Here is a 24,089-nt window from a genome sequence, read left to right as displayed (position 1 = left end):
CGCAGCCGAACGGGGCGGTGCGACGTTTCGCTATATCCCCTCGCCACAGGTTGCGAGTGATGCTTTCTCGCCCTCTTTTGGTGCTGCTCCGAAATGGCTAGACTGCGCGCCTTTCTGCAAGGACCGCCACCATGTTGCTGATGCTCTACCTGATCGCCATCACCGCCGAAGCCATGACCGGTGCCCTTTCTGCCGGCCGGCGTGGCATGGACTGGTTTGGCGTGGTGCTGATCGCTTGCGTGACAGCCCTGGGCGGTGGATCAGTGCGCGACGTGTTGCTCGGGCATTACCCGCTCACATGGGTCAAACATCCGGAATACCTGGTGTTGACGTCCATTGCCGCGATGTTCACCGTTTTTGCGGCACGCTGGATGCGCCACCTGCGCTCACTGTTTCTGGTACTCGATGCCGTGGGACTGGTGGCATTCACCCTGATCGGCTGCATGACGGCACTGGAAATGGGGCATGGCATGTTGGTGGCGTCGGTCAGTGGCGTGATCACCGGGGTGTTTGGTGGCATCCTTCGAGACATCTTCTGCAACGACATTCCGCTGATCTTCCGCCGCGAGCTCTATGCCAGCGTTTCATTTGCTGCGGCCTGGTGCTACATGCTCTGCATCTATCTGCAGATGCCAGGCGAACAGGCGATTCTGGTGACGCTGTTCGGCGGGTTCCTGCTGCGCTTGCTGGCTATCCGTTTCCACTGGGAAATGCCCAAGTTCGTTTACAACGACGAAGCGTGATTCCGGCACGACCGGTGTAGCAGCTGCCGAAGGCTGCGTTCGGCTGCAAAGTAGGCGTGGAATTGTTAAGCGAGTCCTGCGGCCTCGAACGCAGCCTTCGGCAGCTGCTACAGGAGTCCATGCTGTTTCAGCGCCCACTCGACGTGTTCTTGCACCAACTCGGACGGATAGTCCCGGCGCGCTTTCAACGCCTCCATCACCGGAATGCTCGACGGTGCATTTCCCAAACCTACCGCCAGATTGCGCAGCCAGCGCTCGTAACCTGCGCGACGCAACGGTGAGCCCTCGGTGTTGCTGAGAAACTTCGCCTCATCCCACATGAACAACTCCGCCAGTTCGGCATTGTCCAGATTGTGTCGCGGCTTGAAGTCGCTTTCCCCGGACGGACGGGCGAAGCGATTCCACGGGCAGACCATCTGGCAATCGTCGCAGCCGAACACACGGTTGCCGATCAGCGGTCGCAGCTCTTCCGGAATCGCGCTTTTGAGTTCGATGGTCAAGTAGGAAATGCAGCGCCGAGCGTCCAGAACATAAGGTCCGACGAAGGCATTGGTGGGGCAGATGTCCAGGCAGGCGGTGCAGCGACCGCAATGCTCGGTCGCGTGGGGCGGATCTTCCGGCAGGGGCAGGTCGACGAACAATTCGCTGAGGAAGAAGTAACTGCCCGCCTTTCGATTCAATACCAGGGTGTTTTTGCCGATCCAGCCGAGGCCGGCTTTTTCGGCGATGGCCTTTTCCAGCACCGGGGCGCTGTCGACGAAGGCGCGATAACCGAACGGGCCGATGACCGCCTGAATTTTTTCTGCCAGTTGTTGCACACGTTTACGGATCAATTTGTGGTAATCGCGGCCCAAGGCATAACGCGAAACGTAAGCTTTTTCCGGTTCGGCCAGTCGTTTGGCCATTTCGGTGTCGCCTGGCAGGTAGTCCATGCGCAGTGAAACCACTCGAAGCGTGCCGGGTACCAGCTCTTCCGGGTGCGAGCGTTTGCTGCCGTGGGCGCCCATGTATTCCATTTCGCCGTGGTAGCCAGCTTCGAGCCAGCGTTCCAGGTGCTGCTCATGCTCAGCCAGGTCCAGACCGCTGATGCCGACTTGCTGGAAGCCTAGTTCGCGGCCCCAGTCCTTGATGGATTGGGCGAGGGCGGGCAGGTCTGTAGTAATAGCGGGCATGAGGCGAGAGAAACCGGAGCTGAGATGCGTATAATTCTGCCAGACATCGGAGCCTGAAGACGCATGCCGCACACTAAAGATGATTTACCCGACGCGCTGTACAGTGCCGCGCAAGTGCGAGGGCTCGATGCGAGCCTGATAGCGGCAGGCACATCGGGCTTCGAATTGATGCACCGGGCGGCGCGCGCGACCTGGCGTGCGCTGGTCCGACAATGGCCGACGGCGGACACGTTAAGCGTGCTGGCCGGGCATGGCAACAATGCGGGCGATGGTTATCTGGTCGCGGTACTTGCCCAGCGCGCCGGCTGGACAGTGCGGGTGTTGGCCGTCGGTGAACCCCAGCGTTTGCAGGGCGATGCAGCGCTGGCTCATGCCGAAGCCGTGTCCGATAACGTGACCATCGACGCCTGGAATCCGCATTCGCCTTTGCGCGGTGTTGTGCTGGATGCCTTGCTGGGCACCGGTCTGACAGGTGATGTGCGCGAGCCCTACGCCAGCGCGATTGCTGCGATCAATGCCAGCGGTCTGCCAGTGGCGGCAGTGGATATCCCTTCGGGCCTTTGCGCCGATACCGGGCGCATGCTCGGTGATGCGGTGCGAGCCGACCTTACAGTGACGTTCATCGGTTTGAAACTCGGGTTGTTCACCGGTGACGCGGCGGACTGCGTAGGTGCGTTGGTGTTCAACGATCTGCAGGCTGATTCGCAGTTGATTAACCAGGCGGACGCCAGCGCTCGACGACTGACGACGGGCAATCTCCCGCGTCTGGCGGCCAGGGCGCCCACTTCGCACAAAGGTACATTCGGTCATGTACTGCTGATCGGCGGTGATCATGGCTTCGGCGGGGCAATCCTGTTGAGCGCGCAAAGTGCGTTACGCAGCGGTGCGGGCATGGTCTCCGTGGCCACTCGCAGCGAGCACGTGCCTGCGGCGCTGGCCCGAATCCCCGAGGCCATGGTGCTGGGGACTTCCTCCGCCAATCAGCTGATGGGGTTGCTGCAGAAGGTTTCCGTGTTGGTCGTCGGGCCTGGTTTAGGGCAGGCTTCCTGGGGGCGCAGTCTTTTGTCAGCGGCGGCCAATGCGCCGCTGCCGCAAGTCTGGGACGCTGATGCACTGAACATGCTGGCTGAAGCACAGGTGAGTTTGCCCAAGGGGTGTGTGATCACGCCGCATCCGGGAGAAGCGGCGCGGTTGCTGGGTATCACGACTGCGCAGGTTCAGGCAGACCGCCCTGCGGCGGCCCATGCATTGAGCAAAAAATATACAGCGGTAGTGGTGCTCAAGGGGGCCGGCAGCCTGATTGCCAGTCCCGATGGGCGATTGGCGCTATGTCATCAGGGGCATCCAGCCATGGCCACTGCGGGACTGGGCGACGTGCTGGCGGGGCTGGTTGGCGCATTGCTAGCGCAAGGCATGGATGCGTTCGACGCCGCCTGCCTGGGGGTGTGGCTACACGCCAATGCCGGCGCGCAAGAAGGGAAATTTGGCCGTGGGCTGGCGGCCAGTGATCTGATTCCAGCCATTCGTCAGTTGTTGGAGGAGCATGCACCGTGTCTGAAGTAACCCTGTACCTGGCTGATGAAGAAGCAATGACCGCGTTTGGGGCGCGTATCGCAAAAACCACTGAAGGGCATGGTCTGATTTTTCTCGAAGGCGATCTGGGCGCGGGCAAGACCACGCTGTCCCGGGGCATTATTCGGGGGCTGGGGCATGTGGGGGCGGTCAAAAGTCCAACGTTTACTTTGGTCGAGCCCTACGAGATCGGTGACATCCGCGCCTTCCATTTTGACCTGTATAGACTGGTCGATCCCGAAGAGCTGGAGTACCTCGGCATTCGTGACTACTTCGAAGATGATGCGTTGTGTCTGATTGAATGGCCCCGTAAAGGTGCAGGCTTTTTGCCAAAGCCCGACCTGACCATTACCATTAGCCCGCAAGACAGCGGGCGTTCGCTGCAAATAGTGTCCCAGAGCTCGCGTGGCGAGTTGTGGTGTGCCGCTTTGGCATTGGAATCCAATTAAATGATGGGGTCAGGTATGCGCTTTCGCGCGATGGTAGCTGCCGTAGGATTGTTGCTTTTGGCGGTAACCGTCAACGCTGTGGCCGAATCGAAGGTCAGTAGCGTGCGCCTGTGGCGGGCGCCGGATAACACACGGCTGGTGTTTGACCTGACCGGACCTGTCCAGCACAGCGTCTTCACCCTGACGGCACCTGATCGACTGGTCATTGATATCAATGGTGCATCGCTCGGCGCGCCGCTCAACGTCAATACATCGAACACACCTATTACCGCCATGCGGTCGGCACAACGCACGCCGACGGACTTGCGGGTGGTCATCGACCTGAAAAAAGCCGTCACACCGAAAAGCTTCACGCTGGCGCCGAATGCCCAGTACGGCAATCGCCTGGTGGTCGACTTGTTCGATGACGCCGCCGACGCCGCGCCAATCCCTGCACCGACCAACGTGGCTACCGTGGCCCCGGTCCCGGTAACGCCGATCGATCCGCCGGTGAAATTGCCGCCTGCGCCTGCGGGCAAGCGCGACATCATTGTGGTGATCGATGCCGGTCACGGTGGCGAAGACCCGGGTGCGTCGGGTTCTCGCGGTCAGCGTGAAAAAGACGTCGTACTGGCCATCGCACGTGAGCTGCAACGTCAGGTGAACGGCATGAAAGGTTTCCGCGCCGAACTGACCCGTACAGGCGACTACTTCATCCCGCTGCGCGGCCGTACCGAGATTGCGCGCAAAAAAGGCGCCGACCTGTTCGTGTCTATCCATGCCGATGCCGCACCTTCTGCAGCGGCCTTCGGCGCATCGGTGTTCGCCTTGTCTGATCGCGGCGCCACGTCCGAGACAGCGCGCTGGCTGGCCGACAGCGAAAACCGTTCCGACTTGATCGGCGGTGCCGGCAACGTCAGCCTCGACGACAAGGACCGCATGCTGGCGGGCGTATTGCTCGACCTGTCGATGACCGCGTCGCTGACCTCCAGCCTGAACGTCGGCCAAAAGGTCCTGACCAACATTGGCCGCGTCACGCCGTTGCACAAGCAGCGCGTGGAACAAGCCGGGTTCATGGTATTGAAATCCCCGGACATCCCGTCGATCCTCGTGGAAACCGGGTTTATCTCCAACGCCAACGAAGCCTCGAAACTCGCGGCAGCGAACCATCAGCAGGCGCTGGCACGTTCCATCAGCAGCGGCGTGCGCCAGTTCTTCCAGCAGAATCCACCGCCGGGCACCTATATAGCCTGGCTGCGCGATTCCGGCGGGATTGCCCAAGGTCCTCGGGATCATCGGGTCAACCCTGGCGAGACGCTGGCGATGATTGCAGTGCGTTACCAGGTGTCCCCGGCGACCTTGCGCAGCGCCAACAACCTGAAGAGCGATGACTTGAAAGCGGGTCAGCACCTGACCATTCCTGGCACCGAACTGGCGGCCAAAGAATGAATCAGGAGGTGACGAACGGTGCTCGCATCGAGCTGCTGAGCCCTCGGCTGGCGAACCAGATTGCCGCTGGCGAGGTGGTCGAGCGTCCGGCGTCGGTGATCAAGGAGTTGCTGGAAAACAGTCTCGATTCTGGCGCCAAACGCATCGACGTCGACGTCGAGCTCGGTGGCGTCAAGTTGTTGCGGGTACGCGACGATGGCAGCGGCATTTCGGCAGATGATCTGCCCTTGGCCCTGGCCCGTCACGCCACCAGCAAGATCCGCAACCTGGAGGATCTCGAGCAGGTTATGAGCCTCGGGTTTCGCGGTGAGGCCCTCGCGTCCATCAGTTCCGTGGCGCGCCTGACACTCACGTCCCGTACCAAGGATGCCGATCAGGCCTGGCAAGTCGAGACCGAAGGCCGGGATATGGCGCCTCGCGTGCAGCCGGCGGCTCACCCGGTGGGAACCTCGGTTGAAGTGCGTGACCTGTTTTTCAACACGCCGGCGCGTCGCAAGTTTCTCAAGACTGAAAAAACCGAATTCGATCATCTCCAAGAAGTGATCAAGCGCTTGGCGCTGGCGCGCTTCGACGTGGCGTTCCATCTGCGCCATAACGGCAAGACCATCCTCAGCCTGCACGAGGCTCACGATGATGCGGCCCGTGCCCGGCGGGTGGCTGCCATCTGCGGTGCGGGTTTCCTTGAGCAGGCACTGCCGATCGAAATCGAGCGCAATGGCCTGCATTTGTGGGGTTGGGTCGGGTTGCCTACGTTCAACCGCAGCCAGGCAGATTTGCAGTATTTCTTTGTGAACGGGCGCGCAGTGCGCGACAAACTGGTGGCGCATGCCGTGCGCCAGGCCTATCGCGATGTGTTGTTCAATGGTCGGCACCCGACGTTCGTGCTGTTTTTCGAAGTCGATCCGGCGGGCGTCGACGTCAACGTGCACCCGACCAAGCATGAAGTGCGCTTCCGTGACGGGCGCATGGTCCACGATTTCCTTTACGGCACCTTGCACCGCGCCCTGGGCGATGTGCGTCCGGAAGATCATCTGGCGGCCCCCGTTGCCACGGCTATTGTTCGACCGACCGGCATCGATGCCGGGGAATTCGGTCCCCAGGGCGAAATGCGCCTGGCAGCCAATGCGTTGCTGGAGCAACCCCAGGCTCAGCCGTCGTTCAATGCGCTTGCGGGCTCGGGCGCTGGAGCCGGTTACCAGTATCAATACACGCCGCGGACTCAATCCGCGGGCGTACCCGTGGCCGAAGCCCAGGCGGCCTATCGTGAGTTTTTCGCGCCGCTGCCAGAAGCCAATGCCGCCGCGTTGCCGGCCGGACAGGATGATATTCCGCCGCTGGGTTATGCGCTGGCGCAGCTCAAAGGTATCTACATCCTTTCCGAGAACGCCCAAGGGCTGGTGCTGGTGGACATGCACGCCGCTCACGAGCGGATCATGTACGAGCGTCTGAAAATTGCCATGGCCAGTGAGGGCTTGAGTGGTCAGCCGCTGTTGGTGCCGGAGTCCCTGGCTGTCAGTCAGCGTGAAGCCGATTGCGCCGAAGAGCATGTCGACTGGTTCAAGCGCCTGGGTTTCGAACTGCAGCGCCTTGGTCCGGAAACTCTGGCCATTCGGCAGATTCCAGCCTTGCTCAAGCAGGCCGAAGCTAACCGTTTGGTCAGCGATGTGCTGGCGGACCTGATGGATTACGGGACCAGTGACCGGATTCAGGCGCATTTGAACGAGTTGCTCGGGACGATGGCCTGTCATGGCGCAATCCGAGCGAATCGGCGTCTGGCCGTGCCGGAAATGAACGGTCTGTTGCGCGATATGGAAAACACCGAGCGCAGTGGTCAATGCAACCATGGCCGACCGACCTGGACCCAACTGGGACTGGACGATCTGGACAAACTGTTTCTGCGCGGTCGTTGATGAACCAGCTCCCTCCTGCGATTTTCCTGATGGGCCCGACGGCAGCGGGTAAGACTGATCTGGCCATCGAGCTGACCAAAGTCCTGCCCTGCGAGCTGATCAGTGTCGATTCGGCGTTGGTTTATCGCGGTATGGATATCGGTACGGCCAAGCCTTCAAAAGAGACGCTGGCCGAATTTCCGCATCGCCTGATCGATATTCTCGACCCAGCCGAAAGCTATTCTGCGGCGGATTTCCGTCGAGATGCCCTCGAAGCCATGGCCGATATCACCGCGCGAGGGAAAATTCCGCTGCTGGTGGGCGGCACGATGCTTTATTACAAGGCGTTAGTCGAAGGTCTGGCGGACATGCCCGCAGCCGATCCAGACGTTCGCGCGCAGATCGAAGAAGAAGCTGCACGTCTGGGCTGGCAGGCCCTGCACGATCAATTGGCGGTGATCGACCCGGAGTCGGCCGCGCGTATTCATCCGAACGATCCGCAGCGCCTCAGTCGCGCACTGGAAGTTTACAGAGTGAGCGGTCAAAGCATGACTGCGCTACGCTTGCAACAATCTGCGCAAAGTACTGAAGCAGCCGCTTCGGGGCGTCAACAATTGCCCTATACTGTCGCGAACTTGGCTATTGCTCCGGCAAATCGCCAAGTACTGCATGAGCGAATTAAACAAAGATTCACGTTAATGTTGGAACAGGGATTCATTGATGAGGTCGTAGCCCTGCGTAAGCGAAGTGACCTGCATTCCGGGTTGCCGTCTATACGTGCAGTTGGCTATCGACAAGTCTGGGACTACCTGGATGGCAAGCTGACGCAAGCCGAGATGCAGGAACGTGGAATCATTGCCACGCGCCAGTTGGCGAAGCGTCAGTTCACCTGGCTGCGCAGTTGGGCTGATCTACATTGGTTGGACAGCCTGGATTGCGACAATCTGCCGCGCGCCTTGAAATACTTGGGGACCATCTCCATATTGAGCTGAGTCCTTGCAATTGCCGTCTATCCTTGGGGGTGTGACGGCCACAAGCCATCTGTTTACCTATTTTTTTATATTGAATCCTTAAAGGAGTGCGGCACATGTCAAAAGGGCATTCGCTACAAGACCCTTACCTGAATACTTTACGTAAAGAGAAAGTTGGGGTTTCCATCTACCTGGTCAACGGGATCAAACTGCAAGGCACGATCGAGTCCTTCGACCAGTTCGTCATCCTGCTGAAAAACACCGTTAGCCAGATGGTTTATAAACACGCTATCTCTACAGTGGTACCTGTTCGTCCAATTCGTCTGCCTAGCGCAACCGAATCCGAAGCGGGTGACGCTGAGCCAGGTAACGCCTGATAGGAGTCTCCTTTGTTCTTTGAGCGCCACGGTGGTGGTGAGCGAGTAATCCTCGTTCACTTGGATGGACAGGACCCTGAGGCGCGCGAAGATCCGCAGGAGTTTCAGGAATTGGCTAATTCGGCCGGCGCCGAGACCGTTGCGTTTTTTAACGTGCCGCGTCATCGGCCAACCGCCAAATTCCTAATCGGTAGCGGCAAGGTCGAGGAACTGCGTGACCTGGTTCACGCTAAAGAAGCCGACCTGGTGATCTTCAATCACACGCTAACGCCCAGTCAGGAACGTAACCTCGAACGTGTTTTCGAGTGTCGCGTGATTGACCGCACCGGTCTGATTCTCGATATTTTCGCCCAGCGCGCCCGTACCCATGAAGGCAAGCTCCAGGTTGAACTGGCTCAGCTTGACCACATGAGCACCCGGCTGGTTCGTGGCTGGACTCACCTTGAGCGTCAAGGTGGTGGTATCGGCATGCGTGGCCCGGGTGAAACCCAGCTTGAAACCGACCGCCGTTTGCTACGGGTTCGCCTGCGACAAATCAAAGGCCGGCTGGAAAAAGTGCGCAGCCAGCGAGAGCAGTCGCGACGTGGCCGCTCCCGTGCGGATATTCCTACCGTGTCTTTGGTGGGGTACACCAACGCCGGCAAGTCCACGCTCTTCAATAACGTGACGAAATCCGACGTGTACGCGGCCGACCAGCTGTTTGCCACGCTGGACCCGACCTTGCGCCGTCTGGAACTGGACGACCTGGGGCCGATTGTCCTGGCTGACACCGTGGGTTTCATTCGTCACTTGCCCCACAAGCTGGTTGAGGCATTTCGGTCTACCCTCGAAGAGTCGAGCAATTCCGACCTGCTGTTGCACGTTATCGACGCGGCCGAGCCGGATCGCATGTTGCAGATCGAGCAAGTGATGGTGGTGCTGGGCGAGATTGGTGCCCAGGACTTGCCGATCCTCGAGGTCTATAACAAACTCGATTTGCTCGAAGGCGTTGAGCCACAAATCCAGCGCGACGAAAACGGCAAGCCTCAACGGGTCTGGCTTTCGGCGCGTGATGGCAGTGGTCTGGAATTGCTTGAACAAGCTATTGCCGAGTTGCTGGGCAGTGAGTTATTCATCGGTACCTTGCGCTTGCCGCAACGATTCGCTCGACTGCGTGCGCAGTTCTTCGAACTCGGAGCGGTGCAGAAAGAAGAACACGACGAAGAAGGTGTCAGCTTGCTGGCCGTTCGATTGCCGCGCTCGGAGCTCAACCGGCTGGTTAGCCGCGAAGGCGTTGTACCGACAGAGTTCATCGAGGAACACACTTTGCAATAAAAGCCTGAGAAAGCGGTTGTGCCGCAGTGACAGGCATTCTGTAGCATTGGTCGGCGCGCCGTGGGTGCGTCTTTGCTTTATCAGATGGAGAGCGCTATGGCTTGGAATGAGCCGGGTGGCAACTCGAATAATCAGGATCCTTGGGGTGGCAAGCGTCGTAATAACGGCGACCGCAAGGGACCACCAGATCTCGACGAGGCCTTCCGAAAGCTGCAGGAAAGCCTGAATGGGTTGTTCGGTGGTGGTAAGAAACGTGGTGATGACGGCGGTGGTTCGGGCAAGGGTGGCGGCTTCGGCGGCATTCTTGGCGTCGTTCTCGTTGTGCTGGCGGCCGTGTGGCTGTACAGCGCGGTCTATGTCGTGGACGAGCAGGAGCAAGCCGTGGTGCTGCGCTTCGGCAAGTACTACGAGACCGTCGGCCCGGGTCTGAACATCTATTTCCCGCCGATCGATCGCAAGTATCTTGAAAACGTCACGCGTGAGCGTGCGTACACCAAGCAAGGTCAGATGCTGACTGAAGACGAGAACATCGTCGAAGTTCCGCTGACCGTGCAGTACAAGATCAGCAACCTGCAGGACTTCGTGCTGAGCGTTGATCAGCCGGAAATCAGCCTGCAACACGCGACTGAAAGCGCCTTGCGCCACGTGGTGGGATCCACCGCAATGGACCAGGTGCTGACCGAAGGTCGTGAATTGATGGCCAGCGAAATCAAGGAGCGTCTGCAACGCTTCATGGATACCTATCGCACCGGTATCACCGTCACTCAGGTCAACGTACAGAGCGCAGCGGCACCGCGTGAAGTGCAGGAAGCCTTCGATGACGTGATTCGTGCCCGTGAAGACGAGCAGCGTTCGCGCAACCAGGCTGAAACCTACGCCAACGGCGTCGTGCCGGAAGCACGTGGTCAGGCCCAGCGCATCCTCGAGGATGCCAATGGTTACCGTGACGAAACCGTCTCGCGCGCCAAGGGTGAGGCCGATCGCTTCACCAAACTGGTGAGTGAGTACCGCAAGGCACCTGAGGTCACCCGCGAGCGTCTGTACCTGGACACCATGCAGGAAGTCTTCAGCAATACCAGCAAGGTTCTCGTGACCGGCAACAAGAATGGCCAGAGCAATCTGCTGTACTTGCCGCTGGACAAGATGATCGACAGTGGCCGCAGCACTACCAGCGCCCCGGTAACGGGTGCGGCAGCCACCAGCAATGAAGCGAATGCGCGTGCGGCAGCTGATCTGCAGCAACAGCAAGCACGTACCAGGGAGAGTCGCTGATGAGCAATAAATCGCTGATCGCCCTTATTGTCGCCGTCGTCGTGGCGATCGCTGCCTGGAACTGCTTCTACATCGTGGCTCAGACCGAGCGTGCGGTGTTGCTGCAGTTCGGTCGCGTGGTCCAGGCTGATGTTCAGCCGGGCCTGCATGTGAAAGTGCCTTACGTTAACCAGGTGCGTAAATTCGACGCACGCCTGATGACGCTGGACGCACCGACGCAACGCTTCCTGACGCTGGAAAAGAAAGCCGTTATGGTCGATGCCTACGCCAAGTGGCGCGTGAAAGATGCCGAGCGCTTCTACACCGCAACTTCCGGCCTCAAGCAAATCGCCGACGAACGTCTGTCCCGTCGTCTGGAATCGGGTCTTCGTGACCAGTTCGGTAAGCGTACGCTGCACGAGGTTGTTTCTGGTGAGCGTGATGCACTGATGTCCGACATCACTGCGTCGCTGAACAAGATGGCTGAGAAGGAGCTGGGCATCGAAGTTGTCGATGTTCGGGTCAAGGCTATCGATCTGCCGAAAGAAGTGAACCGCAGCGTGTTCGAGCGCATGAGTTCCGAGCGTGAACGTGAAGCTCGCGAGCACCGCGCCAAGGGTAACGAGCTGGCAGAAGGCATTCGTGCCGACGCCGATCGTCAACGCCGCGTGCTGCTGGCTGAAGCCTATCGTGAATCTGAAGAGGTTCGCGGTGACGGTGATGCCCAGGCTGCTGCGATCTACTCCAAGGCCTACGGTCAGGATCAGGAGTTCTACGGTTTCTATCGTAGCCTGCGAGCCTACCGTGAAAGCTTCGCGAACAAATCCGACGTCATGGTCCTCGACCCAAGCAGCGACTTCTTCCGTTACCTGGAAAAAGCCAAACCTTGATGCACCGTTGACCTGATTCATCCCGCCGGGCGGCTAAAGCCTCTGGCGGGGTGATCCTTTGGGAAAACGTGTGTATGATGCGGCAGCCGGGAAATTCCCGGCTTTTTTGCGTCTGCATGTTTGATTGCTGTTTTTATGCAGGCGACCGAGTTGAATGACTCGAAAGATTTTTCGAGGAAAGTGATTGGCGAAGCCGGTTCAAGGCTTTTTGCCACGTCGTTCATGCGCGAAGTTTGTGTGCATGGGCCAGGCACTTTCTGCTTCACTCAAGGCTCGCCCCAAGGCTGGCCGCCCGGATCATAGGGGAATGGCGTAATGGCAACGGTAGACCGCTGGCTGCTGCCAGATGGCATCGAAGAAGTACTGCCACCAGAAGCGGCGCGCATCGAAGTAGCGCGCCGTCAGGTGTTGGATCTGTTCCAGAGCTGGGGTTACGAGTTTGTCGTGACCCCCCATATCGAGTACCTGGAATCCCTGCTGACCGGCGCGGGCTCGGACCTTGATCTGCGTACCTTCAAGGTTATCGATCCGCAATCGGGTCGGCAGATGGGTTTCCGGGCGGACATCACGCCGCAGGTTGCGCGCATCGATGCGCACACCCTGCGACGCGAAGGCCCAAGCCGCCTGTGCTATGCAGGTAGCGTGCTGCATGCGCAGCCGCGCGCCTTGTCGTCCTCGCGTAGCCCGATTCAGTTGGGTGCCGAGTTGTACGGCGATGGCAGCCCGAGCAGCGACGTGGAAGTCATCAGCCTGATGCTGGCCATGCTGCAACTGGCCGACGTGCCGGATGTGCACATGGACCTCGGTCATGTCGGTATCTACCGTGGCCTGGCCCGCGCTGCCGGTCTGTCCGGTGAAGTGGAACAGCAGCTGTTTGACGCATTGCAACGCAAGGCCATCGATGAGGTCATTACCTTGACCGAAGGCTTGCCTGCCGATCTGTCAGGCATGCTGCGAGCGTTGGTTGACCTGTGTGGCGGTCGTGAAGTGCTTGATGCTGCCCGTGAACGCCTGGCCAATGCACCGGCGCCTGTTCTGGCAGCGCTGGATGATTTGCTGGCCATTGCCGAGCGACTGTCCACGCGCTTCCCGGAATTACCGCTTTACTTCGACCTGGGCGAGTTGCGCGGCTACCACTACCACACCGGTGTGGTGTTCGCGGTGTTCGTACCGGGTGTTGGCCAGTCCATTGCCCAGGGCGGTCGTTACGACGACATCGGCGCCGACTTCGGTCGCGCTCGTCCGGCAACCGGCTTCTCCACCGATTTGAAAACCCTGGTGACCCTGGGGCGTGCTGAGATCAAGTTACCGTCTGGCGGTATCTGGATGCCTGACAGTACGGATGCGGCACTCTGGCAGCAGGTTTGCCAGTTGCGCAGTGAGGGTCAGCGTGTCGTTCAGGCCTTGCCTGGGCAACCTTTGGCCGCCGCCCGTGAAGCGGACTGCGACCGGCAATTGATTCAGCAGAACGGGCTTTGGCAACTATCGCCACTGGCTTCTTGAGTTTTCCTGCCGGCCGCCGCCGGCACCAAGTTTGCGCGAATGAGGACAAGTGTTATGGGTAAGAATGTCGTAGTCCTGGGCACCCAATGGGGTGATGAGGGCAAAGGCAAGATCGTTGATCTGCTGACCGAACATGCTGCCGCCGTAGTGCGCTACCAAGGTGGCCACAACGCTGGTCACACCCTGGTGATCGACGGCGAGAAAACCGTTTTGCACCTGATCCCGTCGGGTGTGCTGCGCGAAGGCGTGCAGTGCCTGATCGGCAACGGCGTGGTGGTTGCACCTGATGCCCTGCTGCGCGAGATCACCAAGCTGGAAGAGAAAGGCGTACCGGTGCGCGAGCGCCTGCGTATCAGCCCGTCCTGCCCGCTGATCCTGTCGTTCCACGTTGCGCTGGACCAGGCGCGTGAAAAGGCCCGTGGCGAGCTGAAGATCGGTACTACCGGTCGCGGTATCGGCCCGGCATACGAAGACAAGGTTGCGCGTCGTGGCCTGCGTGTTGGCGACCTGCTCAACATGCCGCGCTTTGAAGACAAGCTGCGTGAACTGGTGGATTACCACAACTTCATGCTGGTGGGTTACTACAAAGAGCCAGCCATTGAATTCGATAAGACCCTGGCCGAGTGCAAGGAATACGCTGAGCTGCTCAAGCCGCTGATGCTCGACGTGACTGCCGAGCTGCACGACCTGCGTCGCGCTGGCAAAGACATCATGTTCGAAGGCGCCCAGGGCTCGTTGCTGGACATCGACCACGGTACCTACCCGTACGTGACCAGCTCTAACACCACTGCTGGCGGCGTTGCTACCGGTTCGGGTGTGGGTCCTATGTTCCTGGACTACATTCTGGGCATCACCAAGGCTTACACCACGCGTGTAGGTTCGGGGCCGTTCCCGACTGAGCTGTTCGACGCAGTCGGTGCGCACCTGGCCAAACAAGGTCACGAGTTCGGTGCGACTACCGGTCGTGCTCGTCGTTGTGGCTGGTTTGACGCCGTAATCCTGCGTCGCGCTATCGATGTGAACAGCATTTCGGGCATCTGCCTGACCAAGCTGGACGTACTCGACGGTCTGGAAACCATCAACATCTGTGTCGGCTACAAAGATGCAGAGGGTAAGGACATTGCTCCGACTGATGCTGACAGCTACGTAGGCCTGCAGCCTGTGTACGAAGAAGTGCCGGGCTGGACCGAATCGACCGTGGGTGCCAAAACCCTGGAAGAGCTGCCAGCCAACGCTCGTGCTTACATCAAACGCGTTGAAGAACTGATCGGCGCGCCGATCGACATTATTTCGACGGGCCCGGACCGCAACGAAACCATCGTTCTGCGTCATCCGTTCGCTTAATAAGTTATTGATGTAAAACACAAAGGCCCCTTAATTGGGGCCTTTGTCGTTTCTGCCCTCCGGGCGGCATGACCTTTGCTGTGAATACCTTTTCTGGCGTGCCATCAATTTAATGGCGTCAATACAGAGGGCTTTCCTGTGTCAGCCGTTCTCTCACTGTTACAAAGCCGTTTGTTGCGGCCTGTGTTCGTTACCCTCGGTATCGCCCTTTTGGTGCAAGTGCTGGTTGCTGTTGCTCTGACGCGGAGCACGGTGACTGCGCTGGAAGCTGACCTGGGTGTACGCCTGGGTGCGGACAGTCAAAAACTGTCCGGCGAACTTGAGCAGGCCGGGCGTGAAGTCACGTCGAGTCTCGAAAGTTTGTCGACCAGTACGCGTCAGCGTCTGACGGCCGGATTGTCTTCGAAGCTGGAGGAAGAGCAGGCCCAACTGCGTGCGACGCTGGAAAAGGATTTGAAAGATTCGGCGAACGACATGGCGCAGTTGCTGGCCTCGGTAGCACCTCGTGCCATGTGGGACAGCGACGTTCCAACGCTCTCCGAATTTGCCCGTCGGGCTCAGCGTAATCCTAACGTGTTGTTCGTGGTCTACGACGACGCGACGGGTCAGCATTTGACGCGTTATCTGAACCGGGAAAATCCGGTTAACAAGGCCCTTCTGGAAAAAGGTCAGGGCGAACGGGCGCTGGACAAAGTGCTGGATGCGGCGAAGAACGACCCGTCGGTCTACTACCTCGAAGCCTCGATCAGCCCTAACGGCGTCGAGATCGGGAAAGTCTTGATGGGTGTCTCGACCGCCTCGGTGGAAACCGATCTGGCGGCCCTGGACAAGCGCTTCTCGGCCCTGATCGCCAGTAGCGATCAACTGGTCGCCGACAGTCTCAAGGGCGCAGCTGCTGACAGCGCAACGGCAATGCGTGCGCGTCTGCAGTCGGCGCAATCCACTGCATCAGACATGAAAGCCAACACCACCAACACCGTGCAAGAGGCTGCGTCGACATTGCGTTGGCGCATCGGCATGAGCCTGGCGGTGGTTGGTTTTGGTGTGTTGCTGTTGCTTGCGGTCGTTCTGGGTCGTCGCGTGGTCAATCGCTTGAAGCTGTTGATTGCTGCCATGGATGACCTCGCGGCAGGTGAGGGTGATCTGACCAAGCGTGTGCAAATCAACAGCAAGGACGAGATCGGCGACATGGCTTCGGCGGTCAATCGCTTTGTGGATAAGTTGCAGCCGATTGTGCGCGAAGCAGGCGACGTGGCGCAGCGTACCGGTGTGGAGATCGGCGCGATGACCTTGCGCAACGCCGGTGCGGATGCGGCGGCGGGCATGCAGCGTGATGAGGTGGCTGAGAGCCTGCGTGCGCTGTCGCAGATGGCCGACGATGCCCAGTCTGAAAGTCATGCCATGCAGGCTGCCTTGCAGCAGGTGGTGGACATTCGTTCGGCGACGGATGAAAACACCCGGACTTCGGCGAAAGTCGGCGGTCTGATCGAGGCGTTGGCGGGGCAGGTCGATACCGGTGCGAAAGTCATCGAGCGACTGGCGCAACAAAGCGAACAAATTGAAGTGGTGCTGACGGTCATTCATGGGATCGCCGAGCAGACCAACCTCCTGGCGTTGAACGCGGCCATCGAGGCGGCGCGCGCGGGTGAAACCGGTCGCGGATTTGCGGTGGTGGCTGACGAAGTGCGCGCACTGGCGAGCAAGACGCAGAGCTCCACGGGGGATATCCAGGCGCACATCGTAGCCTTGCAGCAAGGTGCGCGTGAGGCGGTCGCAGCGATCGGCCAGGCCGGGCGTCAGGCCAATGAAGGGTTGCTGGTGCTGCGTGACAGTGCGCGCTTGCAGCAGTCGGTGCAGACGTCGGTCGAGCAGGTGCATGCGGCGATTGGCCTGGCGACACAAGCAGCAGCGCATCAGGCGCAAGGTGCGCAGGCTGTGCGCGGACGTGTCGAGACCATTCATGCGCAGGCTGAGAAAGCGGCGCAGGCGGTGGTGGAAACCACGGCCAGCGGCAAGGTGCTGGATGGGTTGGCGGCGCAGCTGAAGGCGAGCCTGGGGCAGTTCAGGGCTTAAGATCAAAAGATCACAGCCTTCGGCAGCTCCTACGGGGTGAGCATCCTGTAGGGGCTCCTGCAGGCTGCGATCTTTTAGCGGCTCAAATACATCCGCGTCGTCAGCAGATAAACCGGTAGTCCGGAAACCAGAATCAACAACGCCGCATACGGCGCCGCCGCCGCGAACTCCACATTGGCCGTATGCGCCCAGACTTCCGTCGCCAGCGTATTAAGGCCGGTAGGACTTAAAAGCAGCGTCGCCGTCAGTTCCTTCATCGCATCCAGAAACACCAAGGCAAACGCCGCGCCCAGTGCCGGGAAAATAATGGGCAAGGTCACCCGGCAGAATGCACTGAAAGATGACGCCCCCAGCGTGCGGGCGGCCTCCTCCAATTGCGGTGCTGCCTTGTTCAGTGCCGTGCGAATCGGCGCCTGCGCCAGAGGCAGGAACAGCAGCGCATAGGCGATCAGCAACAGCGCCGACGTTTGATACAGAACTGGCACATAGTGCAGGGCGAAATACACCAGCGTCAGGGCAATCACCAGGCCAGGCAGGGCATGCAGCAAGTACGGCAGCCGTTCGGCCCAAATCGCCAGTTGGCCTTTATAGCGCACTACCAATAGCCCCACAGGCACCGCGAGCACGAGGCACAACGCTGCACCACCCAACGAGAGTGCCAGTGACGACAGCAATGCTTCACTGATCGCAGCCACCGGGAAGGCTGCTGAAGAACCTACCGCCAGCCAATACGCGAGCATTCCCAGCGGGATGCCGCTGCCGATGATTGCCAGTGCCAGGCAATAAACCTGGCCCCCCAGCGCCCAGGGTCCCAGGCGTACCTGCTCAGCACGTCGCGCGGCGCCTTGGCCGGTACGCACATGCCGGCCTTTGCCGCGTACCCGAAGTTCCAGCCACAGCAGGATCAGGCATAGCGCCAGCAGCACTGCAGAGAGCATGGCGGCATTGGCGTTGCTGAATTCCAGTTCGAATTGCTGGTAGATCGCGGTAGTGAACGTTTGCAGGCCGATGATCGACAGAGCGCCGAACTCGACCAGCATGTGTAATGCGATCAGCAGCGAGCCGGCCAGCAAGGACGGCCAAAGCAGTGGCAGGGTCACCCGGAAAAATACACCCCAACGGTTCTGGCCCAGCGTGCGTGCGGACTCTTCCAGAGAAGGGTCCAGATTTCGCAGGGTTGCAGCGACCGGCAGAAATATCAGCGGGTACTTGGACAGCGTCATCACCAGGATTGCCCCGCCCAGCCCTTCGAAGTTGGCGCTCAGGGATACCCAGGTAAAACTGCTGACAAACGCCGGTACCGCGAACGGCAAACACAGGATGACTCCCCAAACTCGCCGTCCACGAAGATCGCTGCGCTCCAGCAGCCATGCCAATGACAGGCCGATGACGCCGCAGGCGAAAGTAACGCCGATCATCAGCGCCAGCGTATTGCGCAACAGGCCAAACACATAGGGCCGCCACAGCAGATGCAGCGCTTCTGCCCAGCCCGCCTGCCAGGTCTTGAGTGCGACATAGGCAAGCGGCAGCAGGCTGAGAACCACCAATAGCAAAACCGGCAGCAACAGCCAGATCGACGGACGCTTGCGTCGCGGCACGTAACCCCCGCGCGAGGCGGGGGCGGATAACGATGCGCTCATCAGTTCAAGCCAACGTCACGTTCCAGGTCCAGAGCTTCTTCAGCGTTGCCGAGGTCGGCGGGGGTGACTTTAGGTGCTTCCAGTTCACTGAACGGCTTGAGGCCGCGATCCGATTCCATGCCTTTGTGCAGAGGATACTCGGCAGTTGTTTGAGTGATCACGCGCTGCCCTTCTTCGCTGGCCATGTAGGCGAGCAATTGCTGGGCTTCTTTTGGATGTTTGCTGGACTTCAATACCGCGGCGCTGGAAACAGTGATCAGGCCGCCGACGTCGCCGCCGGTGAAATAATGCAGTTTCGAATCGAGCTGACCTTTTTCGCGTTGCAGGGCGAACCAGTAGTAGTTGTTCACCAGTACCGTGGCGACTTCGCCATTCTCGACGGCCTTGAGTGCGACCATGTTGTTGCTGTAGGTCTTGCCGAACGCACGCAGCCCCGTCAGCCATTCCTCGGCTGCATCCATGCCGTGCACTTTGATGATTGCTACCGCTTGTTCCTGGAACGCGCCGCTGGTGGGCACGAAACCGACCTTGCCTTGCCATTTCGGATCGGAAAACTCCATGACCGATTTCGGCAGGTCTTTTTCATCGATCAGCTTGGGGTTGTACGCGACGACGCGGACGCGGGCGGTAACACCAATCCAGGTGCCATTGGCGGCGACATAATCTTTGGGCAGGACGGCGAGGGTAGCGGCATCGGTCTGGGCCAATACGCCTTGTTCGCCAAGTTTATTCAGGGGTGGGGATTCTTCGGTGTAGATCACGTCGGCAGGGGAGCGATCACCTTCCTCGACAACCTGGCTGGCGAGCTGGTTGCTGCTGCCCTTACGCACGTTGACGTGAATGCCGGTCTTGGCCTCAAAGGCTTTGGCAACGGCATCGCCAACTTCCTTGTGTTGTCCGTTGTAGAGCGTCAGGGAAACCGGATCAGCTGCCTGGGTGAGGGGAGTGGCGATTGCCAGGCCGAGCAGGGTGATGGTCAAGCCGCGGCGCAGGGTATTTCGAAACATCATTCGCAGGGTTCCTCACTGTCGCATTGCAAAAACTTGTAACAATGATAAACGATATTGTTTCTCAAGTGCGCCTTGCGAGGCCGAGAAGTCTTTGCTAAAGCACCCGGCACAGCACCTGTAGCAGCTGGCGAAGCCTGCGTCCGGCTGCGAAGCAGTCGTGAAATCAGGCGATGGAGTGCTTCAGGAAATCCGTGCATTCAGATTTACGACTGCTTCGCAATCGGACGCAGGCTTCGCCAGCTGCTACAGGTCGTGTGTTTGTTAAGAGGGGGATTGATTTTTGAAAGCCAGAAACGCAAAAACCCGCTTTCGCGGGTTTCTGTGAAATCCAAGGCCGTAACCTTGAATTTGAATTGGTGCCCAGAAGAAGACTCGAACTTCCACGACCTTGCGGTCACCAGCACCTGAAGCTGGCGTGTCTACCAATTTCACCATCTGGGCATAATCTTCAGCGTTGCCGCTGTTGATGTGGCGCACTATACGGAGAGCTTTTTGATCTGTAAACCCCTGATTTATTTTTAATAAATCAGGGGCTTGGAATGCAAAAAACCCGCTTTCGCGGGTTTTTGTGCGAGCCTTGAAATTGATCTAATCTCAAGCTCGAAATTGGTGCCCAGAAGAAGACTCGAACTTCCACGACCTTGCGGTCACCAGCACCTGAAGCTGGCGTGTCTACCAATTTCACCATCTGGGCAGTATCGTTAACGTCTCCGTCGTCGATGGCGCGCACTATACGGAGCGTCTTTTTAACTGTAAACCCCTGGCAGCAAAAAAACCTGCAAAATATTACCAGCGGCATTCAAATCAGTTTTGGAGTGTCGATATAGGGCTTTAGACAGGCTGTCATAGCCTGAAATTTCCCGTTTCATTACGCCTATGCCAAACTAACCCGTATATAGACAAGGTGAAAACTCTCTAATGGCCGATTGGCAGTCCCTCGATCCCGAGGCCGCTCGTGAAGCGGAAAAATATGAAAACCCTATTCCTAGCCGCGAACTGATCCTTCAGCACCTTGCTGATCGGGGTTCGCCTGCTAACCGCGAGCAACTGGTCGAAGAGTTTGGTCTGACCACAGAAGACCAGATCGAAGCCCTGCGCCGCCGCCTGCGCGCCATGGAGCGCGACGCTCAACTCATCTATACCCGTCGCGGCACGTATGCGCCTGTGGACAAGCTCGACCTGATCCTGGGCCGCATCAGCGGTCACCGTGACGGATTCGGCTTCCTGGTTCCGGACGACGGCAGTGACGACCTGTTCATGAGCCCGGCGCAGATGCGTCTGGTATTCGACGGTGATCGCGCGCTGGCCCGTGTTTCCGGTCTCGACCGTCGCGGTCGTCGCGAAGGCATGATCGTCGAAGTGGTGTCCCGTGCTCACGAAACCATCGTGGGTCGTTACTTCGAAGAGGGCGGTATCGGCTTTGTGGTTGCGGACAATCCGAAGATCCAGCAGGAAGTGCTGGTAACGCCGGGTCGCAACGCCAATGCCAATATTGGTCAATTCGTCGAAGTGAAGATCACTCACTGGCCGACGCCGCGCTTCCAGCCGCAAGGCGACGTGGTCGAAGTCGTGGGCAACTACATGGCGCCGGGCATGGAAATCGATGTCGCCCTGCGCGCGTACGATATCCCGCACGTCTGGCCTGAAGCGGTGTTGAAAGAAGCCGCCAAGCTCAAGCCTGAGGTCGAAGAGAAAGACAAAGAGAAGCGCGTAGACCTGCGCCATCTGCCGTTCGTGACCATCGATGGTGAAGATGCTCGCGACTTCGATGACGCGGTGTATTGCGAAGCCAAGCCAGGCAAATTGCGCCTGTTCTCCGGTGGCTGGAAGTTGTACGTGGCGATTGCCGACGTCTCCAGCTACGTGAAAATCGGTTCGGCGCTGGACAACGAATCCCAGGTTCGCGGCAACTCGGTGTACTTCCCCGAGCGCGTAGTGCCTATGCTGCCTGAGCAGCTGTCCAACGGCCTTTGCTCGCTGAATCCACACGTTGATCGGTTGGCCATGGTTTGCGAGATGACCATCTCCAAATCCGGTGAAATGACCGACTACTGCTTCTACGAAGCCGTGATCCATTCCCATGCTCGCCTGACCTACAACAAAGTCAGCGCGATGCTGGAAACGCCGAAACTCACCGAGGCGCGTCAGCTGCGCGGCGAGTACAACGACGTGCTGCCGCACCTCAAGCAACTGTACTCGCTGTACAAGGTGTTGCTGGCCGCTCGTCACGTGCGTGGCGCGATCGATTTCGAAACGCAGGAAACCCGGATCATTTTCGGCACCGAGCGCAAGATTGCCGAAATTCGTCCGACCGTGCGTAACGATGCGCACAAACTGATCGAGGAATGCATGCTGGCGGCCAACGTGGCCACCGCTGAATTCCTGAAGAAACACGAAATCCCTGCGCTGTATCGCGTGCACAACGGCCCGCCACCGGAGCGTCTGGAAAAACTTCGCGCCTTCCTGGGCGAGCTCGGCCTGTCCCTGCATAAAGGCAAGGACGGCCCGTCGCCAAAGGATTACCAGGCACTGCTGGCGAGCATCAAGGACCGTCCGGATTTCCATCTGATCCAGACTGTGATGCTGCGCTCGTTGAGTCAGGCGGTGTACAGCGCTGATAACCAGGGCCACTTCGGCCTGAATTACGAAGCCTATACCCACTTCACTTCGCCGATCCGCCGCTACCCGGACTTGCTCACGCATCGGGCGATTCGCAGCGTCATTCATTCGAAAATGGACACCCCGCACGTTCGTCGTGCTGGCGCCATGACCATTCCGAAAGCGCGCATCTACCCGTACGACGAAGCGGCTCTGGAGCAGCTAGGCGAGCAGTGCTCGATGAGCGAGCGCCGTGCCGACGAAGCCACTCGTGACGTGGTGAACTGGCTCAAGTGCGAGTTCATGAAAGACCGTGTAGGCGAGTCGTTCCCGGGTGTGATTACTGCGGTGACCGGTTTTGGCCTGTTCGTCGAGCTGACCGACATCTACGTCGAAGGCCTGGTACACGTCACGGCGCTGCCGGGTGACTACTACCACTTCGACCCAGTGCATCACCGCCTGGCCGGTGAGCGTACCGGCCGCAGCTTCCGCCTTGGCGACACCGTTGAAGTGCGCGTGATGCGCGTTGACCTCGACGAGCGCAAGATCGACTTCGAGATGGCTGAAAAAACCATCAGCGCGCCGATTGGCCGCAAGAAGCGCGGGACCGAAACCACTGCGCCTGCGGCTAAAACCGCCGCTGCGGCAGAGCCGGCGCCGGCGAAATCCGGTCGTCGCCCTGCCAAGGAAAAAGCTGTCGAAGCCTATCGCCCGAGCGATGCAGCGGCGAAAAACGCCGAGCTGCGCAAGAGCCGGGAAATGAAGCAGGCGTTGCTGTCTGAAGCGAAAAGCGGCGGTAAAGCGGCGTCTGGGGGAAAGACCGGGCGGTCGGCGCCTGACAAGGCTCCCGGCGGCAAGCCAGCAAAACCGAGCAAACACCGTAAGGGCCCGCCAAAAGCGGGTTCCGCTCCAGCAGCCAAAAGCGGCGGGGCGCGTAAACCTAAGGCCAAGTCATGAGTAATCTGGAAAAAATCTACGGCGTGCATGCCGTAGAAGCGTTGCTGAGTCACCACCCGAAACGCGTCAAGCAGATCTGGCTGGCGGAAGGCCGCAGTGATCCGCGCGTTCAGACGCTGATCGAACTGGCGAACGAAAATCGCGTGGCAGTCGGCAATGCCGAGCGTCGCGAGCTGGATGCCTGGGTTGAAGGCGTGCACCAGGGTGTGGTGGCGGACGTGAGTCCGAGCCAGGTCTGGGGCGAAGCAATGCTCGACGAACTGCTCGATCGCACCGAAGGCGCACCGTTGCTGCTGGTGCTTGATGGCGTGACTGATCCGCACAACCTTGGCGCCTGCCTGCGTTCGGCCGACGCGGCCGGTGCGCTGGCAGTGATCGTTCCGAAGGACAAGTCGGCCACGCTGACCCCAACGGTACGAAAAGTTGCCTGTGGCGCGGCGGAAGTGATTCCGTTGGTTGCTGTGACCAACCTGGCGCGCACCCTTGAAAAACTCAAGCAGCGCGGCTTGTGGGTTGTCGGAACGGCGGGCGAAGCTGAGCAGAGCCTGTATCAGCACGACATGACCGGTCCAACCATCCTGATCATGGGTGCCGAGGGCAGCGGCATGCGTCGCCTGACCCGCGATCTCTGTGATTATCTGGTGCACCTGCCGATGGCTGGCAGTGTCAGCAGTCTGAACGTGTCCGTGGCGACTGGCGTGTGCCTGTTCGAAGCTCAGCGTCAGCGTGGCGTCAAAGCTGCCGGAACCGGTAAAAAGTCCTAAGTCATTTGTAGTCCCTGTGGGAGCGAGCTTGCTCGCGATACCGGAGTAACATTCAGCATCAATGTTGAATGTTATGCCCTCATCGCGAGCAAGCTCGCTCCCACAGTGGTTTGTGGTGAGGCAAAAATGGGTGGGCGAACGAAC

The 24,089-nt window shown here is 59.4% G+C and carries 18 protein-coding genes and 2 tRNA genes; 15 read left to right on the top strand and 5 right to left on the bottom strand.

Translation table 11 applies throughout. The features are described from left to right. The first annotated feature begins 131 nt into the window (after positions 1-131). Positions 132-743 (top strand): trimeric intracellular cation channel family protein, encoded by a 612-nt coding sequence (locus H7698_RS12675; protein WP_162437117.1) that lies wholly within the window; start codon positions 132-134, stop codon positions 741-743. Positions 744-850: 107 nt separating this feature from the next. On the opposite strand, the gene queG is transcribed toward H7698_RS12675, so the two are convergent. Beyond that, positions 851-1,915, bottom strand: a complete 1,065-nt coding sequence (gene queG / locus H7698_RS12670; RefSeq protein ID WP_162437116.1) for a tRNA epoxyqueuosine(34) reductase QueG — start codon at positions 1,913-1,915, stop codon at positions 851-853. 63 nt (positions 1,916-1,978) lie between these two features. Between queG and H7698_RS12665 the strand changes: the two genes are divergently transcribed. The 12 genes from H7698_RS12665 to H7698_RS12610 all read left to right on the top strand — a co-directional run bounded on the left by H7698_RS12665 (position 1,979) and on the right by H7698_RS12610 (position 16,976). Then, positions 1,979-3,478, top strand: a complete 1,500-nt coding sequence (locus H7698_RS12665) for an NAD(P)H-hydrate dehydratase (RefSeq protein WP_194691588.1) — start codon at positions 1,979-1,981, stop codon at positions 3,476-3,478. Further along, positions 3,466-3,936 carry a tRNA (adenosine(37)-N6)-threonylcarbamoyltransferase complex ATPase subunit type 1 TsaE gene (gene tsaE / locus H7698_RS12660; protein ID WP_194691587.1) on the top strand — a complete coding sequence of 157 codons (471 nt, stop codon included), beginning with the start codon at positions 3,466-3,468 and terminating at the stop codon, positions 3,934-3,936. The genes H7698_RS12665 and tsaE overlap by 13 nt, the downstream gene beginning before the upstream one ends. After that, on the top strand, positions 3,937-5,364 hold the full coding sequence (locus H7698_RS12655) for an N-acetylmuramoyl-L-alanine amidase (protein ID WP_162437113.1): 1,428 nt from the start codon (positions 3,937-3,939) through the stop codon (positions 5,362-5,364). After that, complete coding sequence (gene mutL / locus H7698_RS12650) at positions 5,361-7,274, top strand: DNA mismatch repair endonuclease MutL (protein WP_208525689.1); 1,914 nt, start codon at positions 5,361-5,363, stop codon at positions 7,272-7,274. Before H7698_RS12655 ends, mutL begins: the two co-directional genes overlap by 4 nt. Beyond that, a complete protein-coding gene (gene miaA, locus H7698_RS12645) occupies positions 7,274-8,245 on the top strand; it encodes a tRNA (adenosine(37)-N6)-dimethylallyltransferase MiaA (protein ID WP_194691586.1) in 972 nt (323 codons plus the stop codon). The genes mutL and miaA overlap by 1 nt, the downstream gene beginning before the upstream one ends. Positions 8,246-8,340: 95 nt before the next feature. Further along, on the top strand, positions 8,341-8,601 hold the full coding sequence (gene hfq, locus H7698_RS12640) for an RNA chaperone Hfq (protein WP_007902656.1): 261 nt from the start codon (positions 8,341-8,343) through the stop codon (positions 8,599-8,601). A 12-nt stretch (positions 8,602-8,613) separates the two neighbouring features. Then, positions 8,614-9,915 carry a ribosome rescue GTPase HflX gene (gene hflX, locus H7698_RS12635; protein ID WP_162437111.1) on the top strand — a complete coding sequence of 434 codons (1,302 nt, stop codon included), beginning with the start codon at positions 8,614-8,616 and terminating at the stop codon, positions 9,913-9,915. A gap of 96 nt (positions 9,916-10,011) precedes the next feature. Then, positions 10,012-11,187, top strand: coding sequence for an FtsH protease activity modulator HflK (gene hflK, locus H7698_RS12630; RefSeq protein ID WP_194691585.1), 1,176 nt, complete (start codon positions 10,012-10,014; stop codon positions 11,185-11,187). After that, entirely contained in the window at positions 11,187-12,056 is an 870-nt protein-coding gene (hflC, locus tag H7698_RS12625) for a protease modulator HflC (protein WP_194691584.1), read from the top strand. The genes hflK and hflC overlap by 1 nt, the downstream gene beginning before the upstream one ends. 315 nt (positions 12,057-12,371) lie before the next feature. Further along, entirely contained in the window at positions 12,372-13,559 is a 1,188-nt protein-coding gene (locus tag H7698_RS12620; protein ID WP_194691583.1) for an ATP phosphoribosyltransferase regulatory subunit, read from the top strand. A gap of 54 nt (positions 13,560-13,613) precedes the next feature. After that, positions 13,614-14,903 carry an adenylosuccinate synthase gene (locus tag H7698_RS12615; RefSeq protein ID WP_162437107.1) on the top strand — a complete coding sequence of 430 codons (1,290 nt, stop codon included), beginning with the start codon at positions 13,614-13,616 and terminating at the stop codon, positions 14,901-14,903. A gap of 138 nt (positions 14,904-15,041) precedes the next feature. Next, positions 15,042-16,976: a methyl-accepting chemotaxis protein gene (locus tag H7698_RS12610; RefSeq protein ID WP_194691582.1), complete on the top strand. Its 1,935-nt coding sequence runs from the start codon at positions 15,042-15,044 to the stop codon at positions 16,974-16,976. A 74-nt stretch (positions 16,977-17,050) separates the two neighbouring features. Here the strand turns inward: H7698_RS12610 and H7698_RS12605 are convergent, their stop codons facing one another. The 4 genes from H7698_RS12605 to H7698_RS12590 form a co-directional block, all read right to left on the bottom strand. Next, the gene (locus tag H7698_RS12605; protein ID WP_194691581.1) at positions 17,051-18,616 is read right to left on the bottom strand and encodes an ABC transporter permease; all 1,566 of its coding nucleotides are present in this window, start codon (positions 18,614-18,616) and stop codon (positions 17,051-17,053) included. Beyond that, on the bottom strand, positions 18,616-19,626 hold the full coding sequence (locus H7698_RS12600) for an extracellular solute-binding protein (protein ID WP_194691580.1): 1,011 nt from the start codon (positions 19,624-19,626) through the stop codon (positions 18,616-18,618). The genes H7698_RS12605 and H7698_RS12600 overlap by 1 nt, the downstream gene beginning before the upstream one ends. A 354-nt stretch (positions 19,627-19,980) precedes the next feature. After that, positions 19,981-20,067, bottom strand: a tRNA-Leu gene (locus H7698_RS12595). A 166-nt stretch (positions 20,068-20,233) separates the two neighbouring features. Continuing rightward, positions 20,234-20,320, bottom strand: a tRNA-Leu gene (locus H7698_RS12590). 224 nt (positions 20,321-20,544) lie between these two features. Here H7698_RS12590 and rnr point away from each other — a divergent pair. Continuing rightward, a complete protein-coding gene (gene rnr / locus H7698_RS12585) occupies positions 20,545-23,181 on the top strand; it encodes a ribonuclease R (RefSeq protein WP_194691579.1) in 2,637 nt (878 codons plus the stop codon). Beyond that, entirely contained in the window at positions 23,178-23,945 is a 768-nt protein-coding gene (gene rlmB, locus H7698_RS12580; RefSeq protein ID WP_194691578.1) for a 23S rRNA (guanosine(2251)-2'-O)-methyltransferase RlmB, read from the top strand. Before rnr ends, rlmB begins: the two co-directional genes overlap by 4 nt. Positions 23,946-24,089 lie beyond the last annotated feature (144 nt).

It is taken from the genome of Pseudomonas sp. p50(2008), from assembly GCF_015351605.1.
Lineage (GTDB): Bacteria > Pseudomonadota > Gammaproteobacteria > Pseudomonadales > Pseudomonadaceae > Aquipseudomonas.
Note: the sequence above shows the minus strand (reverse complement) of the source record. Positions and strands in the feature narration are given on the sequence as shown.